Origin of the sequence: Roseobacter sp. OBYS 0001, assembly GCF_019654895.1 — a bacterium.
Classification (GTDB): Bacteria; Pseudomonadota; Alphaproteobacteria; order Rhodobacterales; family Rhodobacteraceae; genus Roseobacter; species Roseobacter litoralis.
On sequence record NZ_BPES01000006.1, the window covers coordinates 59,562 to 75,423 of the forward strand.

The 15,862-nt window shown below is 59.8% G+C and carries 16 protein-coding genes; 7 read left to right on the plus strand and 9 right to left on the minus strand.

The annotated features are described in order from the left end of the window. The first annotated feature begins 78 nt into the window (after window positions 1-78). The 7 genes from K5Q35_RS13480 to K5Q35_RS13510 are packed head-to-tail and all read left to right on the plus strand — an operon-like array spanning window position 79 to window position 6,760. On the plus strand, window positions 79-1,128 hold the full coding sequence (locus K5Q35_RS13480) for an ester cyclase (protein ID WP_220799929.1): 1,050 nt from the start codon (window positions 79-81) through the stop codon (window positions 1,126-1,128). Continuing rightward, window positions 1,125-1,886, plus strand: a complete 762-nt coding sequence (locus K5Q35_RS13485) for an SDR family NAD(P)-dependent oxidoreductase (RefSeq protein ID WP_220799930.1) — start codon at window positions 1,125-1,127, stop codon at window positions 1,884-1,886. The genes K5Q35_RS13480 and K5Q35_RS13485 overlap by 4 nt, the downstream gene beginning before the upstream one ends. A 16-nt stretch (window positions 1,887-1,902) precedes the next feature. Beyond that, complete coding sequence (locus K5Q35_RS13490; RefSeq protein WP_220799931.1) at window positions 1,903-2,919, plus strand: LacI family DNA-binding transcriptional regulator; 1,017 nt, start codon at window positions 1,903-1,905, stop codon at window positions 2,917-2,919. Beyond that, window positions 2,916-3,884: an ester cyclase gene (locus tag K5Q35_RS13495; protein WP_220799932.1), complete on the plus strand. Its 969-nt coding sequence runs from the start codon at window positions 2,916-2,918 to the stop codon at window positions 3,882-3,884. Before K5Q35_RS13490 ends, K5Q35_RS13495 begins: the two co-directional genes overlap by 4 nt. A 36-nt stretch (window positions 3,885-3,920) precedes the next feature. Next, window positions 3,921-4,895 (plus strand): cupin domain-containing protein, encoded by a 975-nt coding sequence (locus K5Q35_RS13500; RefSeq protein WP_220799933.1) that lies wholly within the window; start codon window positions 3,921-3,923, stop codon window positions 4,893-4,895. A 45-nt stretch (window positions 4,896-4,940) separates the two neighbouring features. Beyond that, window positions 4,941-6,065, plus strand: coding sequence for a cobalamin-independent methionine synthase II family protein (locus K5Q35_RS13505; RefSeq protein WP_220799934.1), 1,125 nt, complete (start codon window positions 4,941-4,943; stop codon window positions 6,063-6,065). Then, window positions 6,065-6,760, plus strand: coding sequence for an RraA family protein (locus tag K5Q35_RS13510; protein WP_220799935.1), 696 nt, complete (start codon window positions 6,065-6,067; stop codon window positions 6,758-6,760). The genes K5Q35_RS13505 and K5Q35_RS13510 overlap by 1 nt, the downstream gene beginning before the upstream one ends. A 7-nt stretch (window positions 6,761-6,767) precedes the next feature. On the opposite strand, the gene K5Q35_RS13515 is transcribed toward K5Q35_RS13510, so the two are convergent. The 9 genes from K5Q35_RS13515 to K5Q35_RS13555 form a co-directional block, all read right to left on the minus strand. Beyond that, a complete protein-coding gene (locus K5Q35_RS13515; RefSeq protein WP_220799936.1) occupies window positions 6,768-8,009 on the minus strand; it encodes a mandelate racemase/muconate lactonizing enzyme family protein in 1,242 nt (413 codons plus the stop codon). Between the two features lie 24 nt (window positions 8,010-8,033). Next, window positions 8,034-9,125, minus strand: coding sequence for a Zn-dependent alcohol dehydrogenase (locus tag K5Q35_RS13520; RefSeq protein WP_220799937.1), 1,092 nt, complete (start codon window positions 9,123-9,125; stop codon window positions 8,034-8,036). 101 nt (window positions 9,126-9,226) lie between these two features. After that, window positions 9,227-10,432 carry a TCR/Tet family MFS transporter gene (locus K5Q35_RS13525; RefSeq protein ID WP_220799938.1) on the minus strand — a complete coding sequence of 402 codons (1,206 nt, stop codon included), beginning with the start codon at window positions 10,430-10,432 and terminating at the stop codon, window positions 9,227-9,229. After that, on the minus strand, window positions 10,429-11,760 hold the full coding sequence (locus K5Q35_RS13530; RefSeq protein ID WP_220799939.1) for a lyase family protein: 1,332 nt from the start codon (window positions 11,758-11,760) through the stop codon (window positions 10,429-10,431). Before K5Q35_RS13530 ends, K5Q35_RS13525 begins: the two co-directional genes overlap by 4 nt. 3 nt (window positions 11,761-11,763) lie before the next feature. Then, window positions 11,764-12,474, minus strand: coding sequence for an alpha/beta fold hydrolase (locus K5Q35_RS13535; RefSeq protein ID WP_220799940.1), 711 nt, complete (start codon window positions 12,472-12,474; stop codon window positions 11,764-11,766). Beyond that, on the minus strand, window positions 12,467-13,270 hold the full coding sequence (gene pcaD / locus K5Q35_RS13540; protein WP_220800026.1) for a 3-oxoadipate enol-lactonase: 804 nt from the start codon (window positions 13,268-13,270) through the stop codon (window positions 12,467-12,469). The genes K5Q35_RS13535 and pcaD overlap by 8 nt, the downstream gene beginning before the upstream one ends. 40 nt (window positions 13,271-13,310) lie before the next feature. Then, window positions 13,311-14,294: a threonine/serine dehydratase gene (locus tag K5Q35_RS13545; protein WP_220799941.1), complete on the minus strand. Its 984-nt coding sequence runs from the start codon at window positions 14,292-14,294 to the stop codon at window positions 13,311-13,313. Then, on the minus strand, window positions 14,291-15,115 hold the full coding sequence (locus K5Q35_RS13550) for an alpha/beta fold hydrolase (RefSeq protein WP_220799942.1): 825 nt from the start codon (window positions 15,113-15,115) through the stop codon (window positions 14,291-14,293). The genes K5Q35_RS13545 and K5Q35_RS13550 overlap by 4 nt, the downstream gene beginning before the upstream one ends. Continuing rightward, entirely contained in the window at window positions 15,115-15,801 is a 687-nt protein-coding gene (locus K5Q35_RS13555; protein WP_013960473.1) for a haloacid dehalogenase type II, read from the minus strand. The genes K5Q35_RS13550 and K5Q35_RS13555 overlap by 1 nt, the downstream gene beginning before the upstream one ends. Window positions 15,802-15,862 lie beyond the last annotated feature (61 nt).

Consider the following 15,862-nt stretch of genomic DNA (forward strand, 5'->3'; position numbering starts at 1 on the left):
TGCGACCCTGCCGCGCGAAATCCGTTTGTGCGCTCAAACGGGTGATACCCAATTCAAACGGATGAGGACCCAAGCCCGGTGAGCGACACGCACAGCGATAACAAAGCACGCCTCGCGCCGGTTCGGGCTGCGATGTATGATTTTGATGTTGAAGGCCTGCGCGCGGCGCTGCACGCGATATGCGCAACCGACGCCGTGTTCCGGCTGGCCTTTCCGTTTGAAACGACGCTTGGTGTCGACGCCTTCATCGACAAAGCCTATCTGCCGTTGCTGCGCGCGGTGCCCGATCTGGAGCGGCGTGACACCATCGTGATGGCGGGGCCAACACCGGAAGGGGCAAATTGGGTCGGATGCGGTGGCTATTACACCGGCACCTTCAGCGCGCCGTGGATGGATATCCCGGCGACAGGGCATATGATGCACATGCGGTTTCACGAATTCTACCGGATAGAAAACGGCCACGTCATCGAGCTTCAGGCGCTTTGGGATATCCCGGAACTGATGATACAGGCGGGGGCCTGGCCCTTGTCGCCGTCGCTTGGTCGGGAATGGCATGTGCCGGGGCCTGCGACCTGTGACGGGATCGTGCCGGGGCCTTACGACGCATCAGCGGGGGCTGCGACCTGCAAACATATCATCGACATGCTGGAACACTTGACGCGCCACCCCGGTCAGGGCGGTCCCGAAGTGATGGAGATGGACCGTTTCTGGCACCCGAAAATGTCATGGTACGGCCCTGCTGGTATCGGGACGGCACGCGGTCAGCGCGGGTTCAGGCATTGGCATCAAATCCCGTTCCTGAACGCCATGCCGGATCGCGGACGGCACGTTGATGAAATTGAATGTCACTTCTTTGGGGATCGGAACTATGCGGCTGTGACGGGCTGGCCGGACATGTATCAGTCGATCACCAACGCAGGGTGGCTCGGTATCGCCCCGTCGGGCAAGAAGATCGCCATGCGCAGCCTTGATTTCTGGCGTGTGGAAAAGGGGCTGATCCGGGAGAATTGGGTTTTGGTTGACCTGTTGCACGTGTACGATCAGATCGGCGTCGATGTCTTTGCGCGCATGCGGGAATTCAACAAGGCGCGCGCAGGCTTTGATCCGCAGACAGGAGTGGCGCTGTGACGAAACTACCGACAACCCCTGCCTTTGACCTCGCAGGCAAACGTGCTTTGGTGACGGGCGCATCCTCCGGGATCGGTCTGGGCTGTGCCGTTGCTCTGGCAGAGGCGGGGGCGCATGTGGTTTGCGCCGCCCGGCGGGTTGAACCTTTGCAAAATGCGGTGACAGCGATCAAGGCGGCGGGTCTGTCGGCACAGGCCAGCCCACTTGATCAAACCGATCTGGAGGCGCTGGCGGGCGTGTTCAGTGATCCTTTTGATGTCGTGATCAATTCAGCCGGGCTTGCGCGACACGCACCGGCGGTTGAGACCACGCCCGAAGACTACGACGCGGTGATGAACATCAACCTGCGCAGTGCTTACTTTTTGTCAGCCTATGCGGCGCGGGCCTTGCAGGATGCGGGCAGGGCCGGGTCGATCATCCATATCTCCAGCCAGATGGGTCATGTGGGGGGCATTGAGCGTGCGGTCTATTGTGCCTCCAAACACGCGCTGGAGGGGATGGTGAAATCCATGGCGATCGAATGGGGCAAATCCGGCATCCGCATCAATACGATCTGCCCGACCTTCATCCGCACGCCGCTGACAAAGGTGACATTCGATGATCCCGAACGCCTCGCGTGGATCATGGACAAGATCAAACTGCCCCGCGTGGGCGAGGTCGAAGACATCATGGGGGCTGCGGTCTTTCTGGCGTCTGATGCCTCTGCAATGGTAACGGGCACGTCGATGCTGATCGACGGGGGCTGGACTGCAGGGTGAGGGGGGCGCGCGCATAATGGGCAAGGTGACGGCTCTGGATGTGGCGGAAAAGGCCGGTGTCAGCCGTTCCGCCGTAAGCCGCGTCTATACGCCGGGCGCATCGGTCAGTGCGGCAACCCGCGACAAGGTGCGCAAAGCCGCCTCTGATCTGGGATACCGGCCCAATGTGCTGGCGCGGGCGATGAACACAGGACGCAGCCGTATTATCGGGCTGGTGGTGGCTTACCTCGAAAACCAGTTCTACCCCGAAGCCATTGAACGGCTGTCAAAATCATTGCAGGGCGAAGGCTACCATGTGCTCGTTTTCATGGCGTCCAATGACAGCGCCGCAACCCAGGCCGTGATCGACGAATTGCTGGATTATCAGGTCGATGGGATCATTGCCGCCTCGGTCGGCCTGTCCAACGATCTGACGCAGCGCTGTGAGGGCTTGGGCATCCCCATCGTCCTGTTCAACCGCCACCAGTATGACGCGCGGCTGACGTCGGTGACGTCTGATAACATGGCGGGGGGGCGCAAACTGGCCGCGTTTCTCGTCGCCGGGGGCCACACGCGCATCGGTTATATTGCCGGCTGGGAAGGGGCCTCAACCCAGATTGACCGCGAGGCGGGTTTTGTCGAAGGGCTGAAGGAGGCCGGGCAGACCCTTTTTGCGCGCGGCATCGGCAATTTCAATTTTGAGCAGGCCAAAGATGCCGCACGGGCGATGTTTGACACGGCCGAGCGTCCTGATGCGGTCTTTGTGGCCAATGATCACATGGCCTTTGCGGTGATGGATGTGCTGCGTTTTGAACTTGGCTTGCGTATCCCCGACGACGTGTCCGTTGTGGGCTATGACGATGTGACCCTTGCGCATTGGCCAAGTTACAGCCTTACAACGGTCCGCCAACCCGCAAACCGTATGGTGGCCGAGACAACGCAGGCCCTGCTGGACCGTCTGTCCGGTGCCGATGATGTCCCGCGCCGTATCGTGCTGGATGGCCCTTTAATGATCCGCGGCTCCGCCCGCAAACCCAAGGAAAATGCGCAATGAAAGGCTTCGATCCGAAGTTCAAAGACTTTCCCGGTTACATCATCGGGATCACTAAGGAAATCTGGGAAGATCGCGGGATCGCGACGCTGCACCAGTACTATTCGGATGATATCGTCGTCCGCTCGCCCGCCTCTGTTGTGATTGGCAATCAAAACGTCATTGGCGCGACCATGGCGACGCTGGCCGAATTCCCGGACCGCACGCTGCTGGGCGAAGATGTGATCTGGTCCGGCACACCGGAGGAGGGCATGTTGTCCTCCCACCGCCTGCTCAGCACGGCGACGCATGCGCATGACGGTGTCTATGGCAAAGCGACAGGCAAAAAACTGACCTACCGGATACTGGCGGATTGTCATGCGATCAACAACCAGATCAATGATGAATGGCTCATTCGGGATCAGGGTGCGATCGTGCGCCAGTTGGGCTGGGACGCCAAAGCCTATGCCACCGACCTGATCGAAAGGGAAGGCGGGCCGCAGGCCTGCGTGCAACCCCTGTCACCTGCGACGGACCAGCCCGGCCCCTATAAAGGGCGCGGCAATGACAACGAATGGGGCGCAAAATACGGCGATATCCTGACCCGCATCATGGGGGCGGATATGGCGGTGATCCCGCAGGTCTATGACCGTGCGGTGCAGGTCGAATACCCCGGCGGATATACCGGCCACAGCCACGGTGATGTGGATCAGTTCTGGATGGGGCTGCGCGCGTCTTTCCCTGATGCGGTGTTTCAGATCGACCATCAGATCGGGCGCGAAGACCCGCAGATGCCGCCCCGCGCGGCCCTGCGCTGGTCCCTGACGGGCAAGCATTCGGGCTGGGGCGCGTTTGGCGCGCCGACAGGTGCGGATGTTTATCTGCTGGGGATATGCCACGCCGAATTCGGCCCGTGGGGCCTGCGCCGGGAATACGTGATCTATGACGAGACGACCGTCTGGAAGCAAATATTGCTGCATACCGGATAGGTCGATCGCAATGTTCAGGATGAAAGAGAAAACGCTATGACCCCTGCTGAAATGGAACGCCGCATCGTCCGCTATGGTAATCTGAAACCCTGCAAGACGGCCTTTATCGACGCCCATACGCCCGGCTCTGATCAGAAAGAGAACTTCACCATCATCGGGGGGGGCGTGTCAGAATCGCCGGATCAGCATGTGCATATCTCCATCCCGCATGGGTTCAACATCGGCGCCGCAGGGCAGCCGCCCAAATGCCGCAACAGCCTGCACAGCCACCGCACAGCCGAAGTGTTTTTTGTGCTGTCGGGGCGTTGGCGATTTTTCTGGGGACGCTGGGGCGATGCGGGCGAGGTGACGCTGGAACCGGGCGATATCTTCAATATCCCCACGGGTATCTTTCGCGGGTTTGAGAACATCGGCAATGATTACGGGATGATCATGGCGATCCTCGGGGGGGATGATGCAGGCGGGGGGGTCATCTGGGCCCCGCAGGTCATTGAGGATGCAGCCAATCACGGGTTGGTCCTGTCGCAAGAGGGCAAGCTTTATGACACCAAAAAAGGCCAGGCACTGCCCGATGGAATAGACCCCATGCCGGTGCTGACGGCGCAGGAACTTGCCGCCTTTCCCGAACCGGAAAGCGCAGATGTCGTGCCAAACCATGTTGCGCGGTACTGGGATATGGTGGCCCTCGCGGATCGTGCCCCTGCGAAAGTCATTGGTGAGAAAGGCATGTTGCGGGACAAGCCGGGCTTTGAGGTTGATTTCGTCACCCGCGCCTCGGCGAGCGGTGCGATGCATCAGCACAATAAACCATCGGTCTTGATGCCGGTGCGGGGGCACTGGCGCGTCGAATGGGACGGCGGCGGTGCGACGCTCGCACCGGGCGACACGATGTCTGTGCCCGAAAACCTGATGCACCGCGCACAACCGTCCATGACGGGGGATGCCAGCCTGTTTCACGTCATCGCGACCGAGGATCAGGCGGGGCCGACGTGGGTGGCACAGGCCGGGTAATCGCACAGCGCAGGTGCCCGCTGTGGCGCAAAAAGGGAGAGTACAGTGACCAAGACAACACATGTGGGCAGCCTGCCGCGCAGTCAGGAAGTGGTGGATTTCATCTTCGCCCGTGAACGCGGCGAAACCTATGATGCCAGCGCTTTTGATGCTGCGATGACGCGCGCGGTCTCCGAAACCGTGGCAAAACAGGTCAAGGCGGGCGTGAACATCGTCAGTGATGGCGAAACGTCGAAGATTTCCTATGCGACTTACGTCAAGGACCGCTACACCGGGTTTTCCGGGGACAGTCCGCGCAATGCGCCCGCTGATCTCAAGCAGTTCCCGACCTTTCTTAAGCGGCTCGCGGATGATGGCGGCACGCCGAAATACGCCCGTCCCATGTGCACCGGTGAGGTGAAATCCAAAGGGCAGGGCGAGCTGCAAAAGGACATCGCAAACCTGAAATCTGCCATGGCGCAGCAGGGGGTAACGCGCGGGTTCATGAATGCGGCCTCGCCCGGTGTGATTTCGCTGTTCTTGCAGAATGCGCATTATGCGACACGTGACGCTTATCTCGCGGCACTTGCCGATGCGATGCGCGATGAATACGAAACGATTGTTGCATCCGGTCTTGATCTGCAGCTGGATTGCCCGGACCTCGCGCTGTCGCGCCATATGCTGTTCAATGACCTGTCAGACGCGGAGTTCGTCAAGATCGCCGCAAGCCACGTCGAGGCGCTGAACCATGCGCTGGCGAATGTGCCGCAGGACAGGGTGCGCATCCATATCTGTTGGGGTAATTACGAGGGTCCGCATGTCTGCGACATCGGCATGGACAAGGTGTTTGATACCTTGATGTCCGCCAAGGCGAAATACCTGCTGTTTGAGACGTCAAACCCGCGTCATGCGCATGAATGGACAGTGTTTCGCGACCGCAAGTCAGACATACCGGACGACAAGGTGCTGGTGCCGGGGGTTGTCGATACCACAACCAATTTTGTCGAACATCCGGAGGTTGTCGCGCAGCGGATTGAGCGGTTTACGCCCATTGTGGGCGCGGATCGGGTCATTGCGGGGTCCGATTGCGGGTTTGGCACCTTTGCGGGGTTTGGGGCGGTGGATCCGGACATCGCTTTTGCGAAGTTGGCAGCCTTGTCAGAGGGGGCCGCGATTGCGGCCGCGCGCTGATGGATGCGGCGCTGCACAAGCTGCTGACAGAGGTGGACACCCCCACGGTCTGCAACGCCATCGAAGTGGCGCAAGGCAAGCGTGGTTTCAACGCGTTCACCCGGCAAACCATGATCGCCTCGCATCCGGATGTCCCGGCAATGGTCGGTTTTGCGCGCACGGCCCGCATCAAAGCGGTGGAACCGCCAAGCGAAGCGTCCGAGGTGATCAAAGCGCGGCGCATGGCCTATTACAAACATATGGCGACGGGGCCGCGGCCTGCGGTGGCCGTTGTGCAGGATCTGGATGTGCCAAATGCCATCGGGGCCTATTGGGGTGAGATCAACACGAATATCCACAAAAGCTTTGGTCTTGCGGGCACGCTGACCGACGGTGTGATGCGGGATCTTGGCGATATGCCGGACGGATATCCGGTGGTGGCAGGCTCCATCGGGCCGAGCCATGGGTTCGTGCATGTGGTCGATATCGCAGAGCCAGTGGAGATCTTTGGCCTGAGCGTTGCGGACGGCGATCTGGTGCATGCGGATCGTCATGGCGCGCTTGTCATCCCGCCGGATGTGATCCCTGATCTGGCAGGGGCGATTGCCACGCTCATGCGCTCCGAGCGGATCATATTCGACGCGGTGAAAGGCAGACGCTTGAGTTTTGAGGACTTCGAAGATGTCTGGGCCGCGTTCGAGGCCGCACGAACCTAATCTGGTCCTAATCCATTTTGCCATCCGGCGTGGGCGCGCCCCCCTGAAAATTATTGCCATTCACGTAATCACAAGGCGCTTCACGCATCTCAAGGTGCAGAGCGTCCTGATTATATGGATGCGTGCGGGCCAACTCTTCGTCAACGTCGATGCCCAGACCGGGCGTCTCCGGCGGCGTGACAAAGCCGCCTTCGACCCGGATTGCGCCTTTGATCAGCGCGTCATGGAAGGGCGTTTCGATACACTCCGCCATCAGCACATTTGGAATGGACGCCGCCAGATGGATGTTGGCGGCCCATTCAACCGGCCCTGCATAAAGGTGCGGTGCCATTTGTGCATTATAGACCTCCGCCATGGCGGCGACCTTTTTCATCTCCCAGATGCCGCCCGCACGCCCCAATGCGGGTTGCAGGATCGTCGCCGCACCCGCGCGCAGCACAGGGGCGAACTCGGCCTTGGTCGTCAGCCTTTCGCCGGTCGCCACGGGAATTCGGACAGCGCGCGCAACTTTCGCCATCTCCTCAACAGCGTCAGGCGGTATCGGCTCTTCAAACCACAGCGGGCTATAGGGTTCCAGCGCCTGACCCAGACGGATCGCCCCGGCGGTGCTGAACTGACCATGGGTGCCAAATAGCAGGTCCGCCCGGTCGCCCACAGCGTCGCGGATGGCTTTGCAAAAGGCCACGGACAGCGCGATATCGCGCATCGAAGGCATGTGCCCGCCGCGCATCGTATAGGGGCCTGCAGGGTCGAATTTGAGCGCGGTGTAACCTTTCTCAACCATCGCGACGGCGGTTTCAGCGGCCATTTCCGGAGAGCTCCAGAAAGCTGACGGATCATGATGCGCCAGCGGATAAAGATAGGTGTAGGCGCGGATACGATCGTTCATGCGACCGCCCAGAAGGGCATAAACAGGGCGTTCACGCGCCTTGCCCAGAATGTCCCAACAGGCGATTTCCAACCCGGAAAATGCGCCGATGACCGTCAGATCGGGGCGCTGCGTGAAACCGGAAGAATAGGCGCGGCGGAACATGAGCTCTATGTTTTCGGGGTTCTCGCCTGCCATGTGGCGGGCAAAGACATCCTCGATCACGGCGCGCATCGCAACTGGTCCGACGCTTGAGGCATAGCATTCGCCCCAGCCTGTGATGCCGTTGTCTGTGGTCACCTTCACCAAAATCCAGTATCGCCCACCCCAGCCGGGTGCCGGTGGGGCCGTGACGATAACGTCGAGGTCTTTCAGCTTCATTTCTGTTCCCTCTTGGCTGACCCGCTAGGTGTCGAATACGATCACATTGCGTCGCGCGGCACCCGCCTTGGTATCTGCAATCGCCTCGTTGATCTGATCCAAAGACCAGCGTCCCGAGATCAGCTCATCCAGTTTCAAACGCCCCTGCAGATAAAGGTCGACCATCCAGGGGATATCCCGTTGGATCACCACATCACCCATTTTTGAACCGATCATCCCCTGACCCACCGCGGCCAAGACAACCGGTTCATAGCTGGATTTGGCGCCGGAATGCGGCATACCGACCATCACAACCTTGCCCCCGGATGCAAGATAACGGGGGGCTTGATCGTAGGCGGGGATCGCACCGACAGTGACGATGACGGCGTCCGCACCGCGCCCGCCCAAGGCCTCAAATGCCGCGCGCCACGGTTTGTCTGTTGTGCCCAGAACGCCGTGTGTCGCGCCGAAATCCTTGGCTGTTTCCAGCTTGTCTTCGCTCATGTCGACAGCCACGATGCGGCGCGCCCCGGCGATCCGCGCCCCTTGTATCGCGTTCAATCCGACACCTCCGGCACCAATGACAACGACGTCCTGCCCGGCGCGCAGGCCCGCAGCGTTCACCACGGCCCCCACACCTGTAATGACGCCACAAGCGATTAGACTGGCCGCGTCCTTGGGCACATCGGGGTCAATTCTCACGACCTGATTTTGATCAACAACGACTTTTTCAGCAAAACCTCCGGTGGCCATCGCCTGATGCAGCCTACCCCCGTCAGCGGTTGTGATCGGCCCCGCATCCCCGTCATAGGGTGTGTCGCAGAGCGTCGGTTTGCCGCCTGCACAGCTACAGCAGGTGCCACAGGCACGGATCAAGGTCACGACAACGCTGTCGCCGAGGTTCAGGCCTGTAACGCCGGAGCCCAGGGCACTGACGCGCCCGGCTGCTTCATGTCCATAGACGGCTGGCAGCGATCCCCCCCACGCGCCTTGTGCAAATGAAATATCGGAGTGACAAATCGCGACGGCGTCAAGGGTGACTTCGATTTCGCCCCGTTCAGGCGCGCGCAGCAAGATGTCCTCAATCACCAAAGGCGCTGAGAATTCGTGGCACACGGCAGCTTTTACTTTTTGCATGATCTGGTGATGTCCCCGGCGCTTTTCATGACTGTCTGGCCAGCGTTACTAAATGGCGGGTCGTGTGCAAGCCCGAACACGACGAAATCCAACAGTTGTCGTCATGAAAACGACGCGCTTCGTCCGCGCATCACAAAAATGGCCAAACCGATTGCGATCAGTCCAGCCGATAGAATGAAGGGTGCGCCGGGTGCGTATATTGGTGCATCCGGACCGGTGAAGGCTGCAAAAGTGCCGGTCATGACCAGTGGCGACAGGATCATTGCCAGCGCGCTGAGCGAAGTAAGTGCGCCTTGTAATTCGCCTTGCGCGTCGGGTCCGACAGATTTGGACATGATACCTTGCAGGGCGGGTGTGATCACCGCGGCGAGGGCGGCAAGCGGCGTCAGGATGAGGGCGACGGTGCCGCTGGTGACAAAGGCGAGGGCCAAAAACGCACAGATATCAAAGATATGGCCGTACACGACCGTGCCACGCGCGCCCAGCAGACGCATGACGGGCCGGATCAGACCGCCCTGCACGATGGCCATCATGATGCCGAACAGCGCAAGGCTCAGCCCGATGGTCGCAGGTTCCCAGCCAAAACGCTCCTTCCCGAAAAAAGACCAAATCGCGGGGTAAACGGCGAATGCCACCTGATAGAGGAAAAATACGATCAGGAAAGGCCCCAGCGCGTGCAGCTTGCTGAGGTGGCGAAAACTGCCGAAAGGGTTGGCGCGTCGCCACTCGAAAGGGCGCCGTTTGCTGGCGGGCAGTGTCTCCTTGAGCACGAAATAGCCGAAAATCGCATTCAGCCCGGCGCAGGCGGCGGCGGCATAAAACGGCGCGCGGGTCCCGAATTCTGCCAGCAGGCCGCCAATCAACGGGCCAAGCACAAAGCCGACGCCAAAGGCAGCACCGATCAGGCCGAAATTTGCGGCGCGGTCTTCGGGGGCAGAAATGTCCGCCATATAGGCGTTCGCCGTTGCCTGCGTTGCAGCCGTCACCCCGCCGATCATGCGCCCGATCAGCAACAGCCAGATGCTGCCGGCCAGCGCCATTACAAGGTAATCCAGCATCATCACAACCAGTGACAACAGCAGTACAGGCCTGCGTCCAAAGCGATCAGACAGCCCGCCGATCACAGGCCCAAAGAAGAACTGCATGACCGCAAATGCAGTGGCCAATATCCCGCCCCAGAGGGCTGCCGTGCCAAGATCACCCGCGCCAACCTCTTGGAACAGATCGGGCATAACGGGGATGATCAGCCCGATGCCCATCGCATCAATCATCATTGTGATGAGAATGAAAACGACGGCGGGTTTCACTTACCAATGCCTCTGACGCGCGTGACGAAAGCCCGCGCCTCAGTAGCGGCCTGACCAAGCTGAAGCTGACTTTGAAAGAGGCTTGGCGGCAAGTCCGGGTAAGCCGCAAGTGCCAAGGCGGGCAGGGACGTGCCCTCGGCCACTGCTTGGGCACAAAGCGCTTTGGTGGCCGCCTGCGCCGCAGGTCGAGGCATGTCTTTGCTTAAGGCAAAACTCAGCGCTTCGGCGTGGATCAGCCCGTTGCCGGTTTCCAAACCCGCCTGCATCTGCGCTACGTTTGGCTGCATTTCGCCCGCCAGCCTTGTGGCGATCTGCAAGGCTGATGCGGTCGTCAGGACGATCTGTGGCAACAGCATCCACTCGGTAAACCATGCGGTGCCGTCGCGTTGGTGTTGATGCTGCGCGGCGGAGGTCATGCCCGCGCGCAAGGCCGATGACTGGTTGGCAAGGGCCACAAGCGATGTGGCGTCAATCGGGTTTTGCTTTTGCGGCATGGTGGAGGACGTACCGGGGTTGTCAAAACGAACCTCGTCAATCCCACTGGCGGCCAGCCCGTTCAGACAGCTTCCCATACTGCCTAGTATGGCAGATACGTGCCCCAGCCAGTCGCTGATCCGCAACAGGGGCGTGCGATCAGTATGCCACGATCTTTCAGAATCCTGCAGCCCCAGCCCCTCTGCCAGCGCACGGCGTAGTTCAGGGGCCTGCGTGCCCAGTGCGGCGGATGTGCCAGCCGCGCCAGAGAGCGATACGAAAAGGCTCGATTGGCGCAGCCGGGGCAAGGCGCTGAGCGCGTCGGCCAGTGGCATGCCCCATTGCGAGACGACAGCCCCCCAGGTTGTGGGGGTGGCGATCTGCCCATATGTCCGGGCGGCCATGGGTGTCATGCCATGTTTTTCTGCGGCGCCCGCCAGCCGGGACAACAACGCCTGCAGGTCACTTTCCGCAAGCGCCAAGGCCTGACGCAAGCGCAACATCAGTGCTGTGTCGATGATGTCCTGCGATGTGGCCCCCCAATGGACGAATTGCGCATGTTCGGGTGCGTTCATCTCAGCGCGAAAAGCATCCACCAGACCGGGGACGCACACGCCGTTCTGCCCTGTGGATGTGGCCAGCGCGCCGGGGTCAATCTGAATTTCAAGCGAGGCGCGATGAATGGCGGCCGCGCTTGTTTCGGGGATGATGCCTAATGTGCCCTGTGCTTTGGCCAATGCGCCTTCAACCAGCAGCATCGCGCGGATCGCGGCGGTGTCTGAAAACAGGCGGCCCGTCTCACCGACGGGAAAGAGTTTACTGTAAAGGGGGCTGTCAAAAACGCTTGCGGCCATCGGTTATCCTCGGATCGCCTTATCAATATGGGTGGCGAGAGTTTCAGGGTCTGAAAAAAATGGAGAATGTCCGCAGTTCATTTGGCGCACAGAGATAGCGGGCCAGTCTTGGGTCATGGTCACCTGAAACTCGGGTGGAATGGTGCGGTCATCCATACAGCGAATGTAGCAGCGGGGTAGTTTTTCAACGGCCGACATGTCAGCCAAAGACACATTCGTCGGTGCAACCGCCTGAGGACAGAGCCGAGACAGGGCAAATTCGACGTCACCCTGCGTGCAGTCGTGATAAAAGATGTCGGGGGCCATCTCAGGGTCGATTGTAAAGCTCAACCCATCTGGTGCCATGCGAACAGCGGGCAGGAGAGGCTGGCGGGGCGCTTTCTTGCGCATCTGGGCAAGGGTCATGCCGTTTTGCGGGACATAGGCACATAGATAGATCAGCTGCGCGATCTGTTCCGGAATGCGCTCTGCCGCTGCTGCGATTGCATAGCCCCCCATCGAGTGGCCAACAAGCGTCGTGTGATCCGCGCAGTTCTCGGCAATGGCACGGGCATAATGATCAAGGGTGACCGCTTCCACAGCTGTTTTATCATCGCCGTGGCTTGGCAGGTCGATGGCGCGTGCAGTGTGACCCTTGGCGCTGAGGTGGGGGATTAATTTGTCCCAGCACCACGCCCCGTGACAAGACCCGTGGATCAGCAAGATATCAGCCATCCGGCCCCGCAGTATGACCGACCTGCTGCAAAAAACCCGTCAGGACGCGCGCGAATTCCTCGGGTTGTTCAACGCAAGGCAGGTGTCCGGCCTTTCTGATCAGGTGAAACTGACTGCCCGGGATCAGGTCTGTCGTCTCGCGCACGAGGTCAGGGGGCGTTGAGCCATCCTCGGACCCGGCGATGCCCAGCGTCGGCAGACGCAGCCCGCTGGTGGGCGTGTAAAAATCGGTCCCTGAAATGGCGGCTGAACATCCGATATACCCTTCGGCTTCCTGCCGTGTCAGCATGTTGCGCCAAAGCGCAAGTTCGGGCTGCGCGCGGAAGGGGGCTGAAAACCACCGCTCCATCACGGCATCCGCAAGTTTTTCGATGCCCCCGCTTTCAACATCTGCGATCCGTGCATCCCACAACTCTGGCGTGCCGATTTTCGCAGCGGTGTTAGACAGGACCATGGCACGCATCAGGTCGAGCCGTTTGACCGCAAGGCCCTGCGCGATCATCCCGCCAATCGACAGCCCTACGAAAACGCAGTTCGTAACTTGCAAATGATCCAGCAGGTTTTCAGCGTCTTTGACAAGCGCACCCATCGCATACCGACCCGGCGGGCAACTCGTCAGCCCATGGCCCCGTTTGTCGTAGCGGATGATGCGCAAGCCGTTTGGTAAAAGCGGCAGAATGGGATCCCAAAGCCGCATATCTGTGCCCAGCGAATTGGCAAAGACAACCGGTGGCCCATCGTCGGGCCCATCCACCCGGTAATGCACTGAAATATCACCAAGCCGCGCCATTTTCATACGCAGCACCCCGTCAGGCGGGTCAAAATGCGCAGGTCGGTCACGAGAGGTCACCATATTGGCTTAAGGCCATTTGAAAAACATCAGCATCGACATTGCCGCCTGAGATCGTGACGATCACTGTGTCGCCGTCAATTTCTGAGGCGTGAAACAAGGCCGATGCCAGTGCAACGGCACCACCGGGTTCGGCCACGACCTTGAGGTGCGCAAACGCCAAGGCCATGGCGTGCAGTGCTTCGTCATCTGTCACGACAATCCCGGGGCCTGCCAGTTTTTGCAGGATGGGAAAGGTCAGAACGCCCGGTGTGGGAGAGATGATGGCGTCGCAAATACTGCCGGAAGTTTTCGCGTTGCTTAAACGCTCACCCGCAACGAGAGACCGCGCCATATCATCGAAATCGGCAGGTTCTGCCGGGCGCACGCGGTAGCCCGGGGCGTCCGCCTCCAGCGCCAGCGCAATGCCGGAGGCAAATCCTCCACCACCGCAGCAGACGATCACTTCGGCTGTGTCCACCCCCAGCGCTGTCGCCTGTGCTGCGATCTCCAGCCCGGCGGTGCCCTGACCTGCGATCACTTGCGGGTTGTCAAAAGGCTTGATCAGGGTGAGATCACGCTCCTCTGACAACGCAGCACCGATGGCGTCCCGGTCTTCGCCTGCAACGCGGTCATACAGAACGATCTCCGCACCGAGCAGTTTCGTGTTCTCAATCTTCGTGCGCGGTGCGTCCTGTGGCATAATAATGACCGCAGGGGCGCCAAATTGCCGGGCTGCCAAGGCGATGCCCTGCGCGTGATTGCCGCTCGAATAGGCGATAATGCCCCGTTTGCGCGCATGCGCATCAAGGGCCGAAATCGCGGACAGCGCGCCACGGTATTTGAAGCTGCCGGTTTGTTGCAAGCACTCGGCCTTGACCAAAACACGACGTCCTGCGATTGCGTCGATATTGGGTGAGGACAGCAACGGCGTGCGCCGCACATGTCCTTCTAGTCTTTGATTTGCGGCCCGAATTGCGTCGATGTTCACTTGAGCGCCTCAACCCATGTTTGCAGTGCCGCAACCGATTCCGGCTCATCAAGAAACGGCACATGTCCCCGTCCGATCACTGTGGCTGAAATCATGTCCGGGCGACGGTTTTTCATCTCTTTCAGGGTTTCATGCGAAAACAGATCGGAATTTTCGCCGCGAATACATGCCAGCGGCAGGCCAGACAATGCATCGAAATAAGGCCAAAGGTCGGGTGTCGCCTGTGCCCCCTGCAATTCCACCGCGTCGCGCAGCTTTGGATCATAGGTAATGTCCAAACCGCTGCCGCTGCGGGTATAGTGTTTGATCGCCTCTTCCATCCACCGGGTCAAAGGAACGTCCGAAAACCCGGTCATGTTCTGCTCAAGCAGACGCGCAGCGGTCAGGTGGCTGACCGCTTTGGGGGCCCGTCCGATATAGCCCATGATGTTATCAAGTCCTTTTGGCTCAATCACCGGGCCGATGTCATTCAGCGCCGCGCCCAAGAGCCGTTCCTTTGCGCCGAAGGCCAGACCCATTGCCAATAGTCCGCCGCGCGACGTCCCCAGGATCGCCACGCGATCCAACGCCAGATGGTCGAGCAATTCAATCACGTCGCGGGCTTCAATCAAGAGGTTGTAATTCGCCCAGTTTGTGTCCCAATCCGAATTGCCCCGTCCCCGGTAATCAAGTTTGATCAACCGCGTCCCACCGAGGTGCGGTGTCACGTAGGAAAAATCCTTTGACGTGCGTGTCAGCCCCGACAAACAAAGGATCGGCAAGCCGTCTCCGTCGTCCGTGTAATAGAGGGAAAGCCCGTCTGAGGTTGTGAACTTCGGCATCATATACCTGCAATTTTGGGGATTTTCTGCAAATCATCCAACACATGTTCCGGGCGCCACGGCAACCTGTCTACAGGGTCGTTCGCGCGGTTGACCCATGCGGTTTGAAACCCGTAGCCTGAGGCACATGCGGCGTCCCAGCCATTGGACGAGACAAAAAGAACCTCATCAAGATCGCCGCCAAACCGCTTGAGCACCAGATCGTAGACCCGCGCATCCGGTTTGAACACGCCTACTGATTCAACCGACAAAGTGTCGTCAAGAAAGGTTTCGATACCTGCTGACTGAACCGCACCGGCAAGCATGTCGGGCGAGCCGTTGGACAGGATTGCTGTGTTCAGCCCCGCCTCTTTCAGCGTGGCCAACATCAGCGGTACTTCGGGATAGCTCTGTAGTTCCCAGTAGAGCGCCAACAGGCGTTCGCGCAATGCTGTATCCTGCGCATGCCCGGATTTTTCCAAGGCCCAGTCCAGTCCTTCTTGGGTGATGGTCCAAAAGTCATCATGTGCCCCGACAACAGCGCGCAGCCATGTGTACTGCAATTGTTTCTGCCGCCAGTTTTCAGCCAGAACCGGCCAACTGTCGGCGATATGATTGAAATCAGGTTCAGAGGCCGCCTGTCGCGCGGCTGCAGCGACATCGAAAAGTGTGCCGTAGGCATCAAAAACACATGTCTTAATGGCCATCTGCACATTCCTTTACCGCTATCCCGGTGCAGAGTGTCACGGGCCGCCGCTTTGTAAAAGG

Coding starts and splice junctions, on each gene's coding strand:
- K5Q35_RS13490 (WP_220799931.1), top strand. CDS start 1,903: ATGGGCAAGGTGACGGCTCTGGATGTGGCGGAAAAGGCCGGTGTCAGC.
- K5Q35_RS13495 (WP_220799932.1), top strand. CDS start 2,916: ATGAAAGGCTTCGATCCGAAGTTCAAAGACTTTCCCGGTTACATCATC.
- K5Q35_RS13500 (WP_220799933.1), top strand. CDS start 3,921: ATGACCCCTGCTGAAATGGAACGCCGCATCGTCCGCTATGGTAATCTG.
- K5Q35_RS13510 (WP_220799935.1), top strand. CDS start 6,065: ATGGATGCGGCGCTGCACAAGCTGCTGACAGAGGTGGACACCCCCACG.
- K5Q35_RS13515 (WP_220799936.1), bottom strand. CDS start 8,009: ATGAAGCTGAAAGACCTCGACGTTATCGTCACGGCCCCACCGGCACCC.
- K5Q35_RS13520 (WP_220799937.1), bottom strand. CDS start 9,125: ATGCAAAAAGTAAAAGCTGCCGTGTGCCACGAATTCTCAGCGCCTTTG.
- K5Q35_RS13530 (WP_220799939.1), bottom strand. CDS start 11,760: ATGGCCGCAAGCGTTTTTGACAGCCCCCTTTACAGTAAACTCTTTCCC.
- K5Q35_RS13535 (WP_220799940.1), bottom strand. CDS start 12,474: ATGGCTGATATCTTGCTGATCCACGGGTCTTGTCACGGGGCGTGGTGC.
- pcaD (WP_220800026.1), bottom strand. CDS start 13,270: ATGAAAATGGCGCGGCTTGGTGATATTTCAGTGCATTACCGGGTGGAT.
- K5Q35_RS13550 (WP_220799942.1), bottom strand. CDS start 15,115: ATGCCGAAGTTCACAACCTCAGACGGGCTTTCCCTCTATTACACGGAC.
- K5Q35_RS13555 (WP_013960473.1), bottom strand. CDS start 15,801: ATGGCCATTAAGACATGTGTTTTTGATGCCTACGGCACACTTTTCGAT.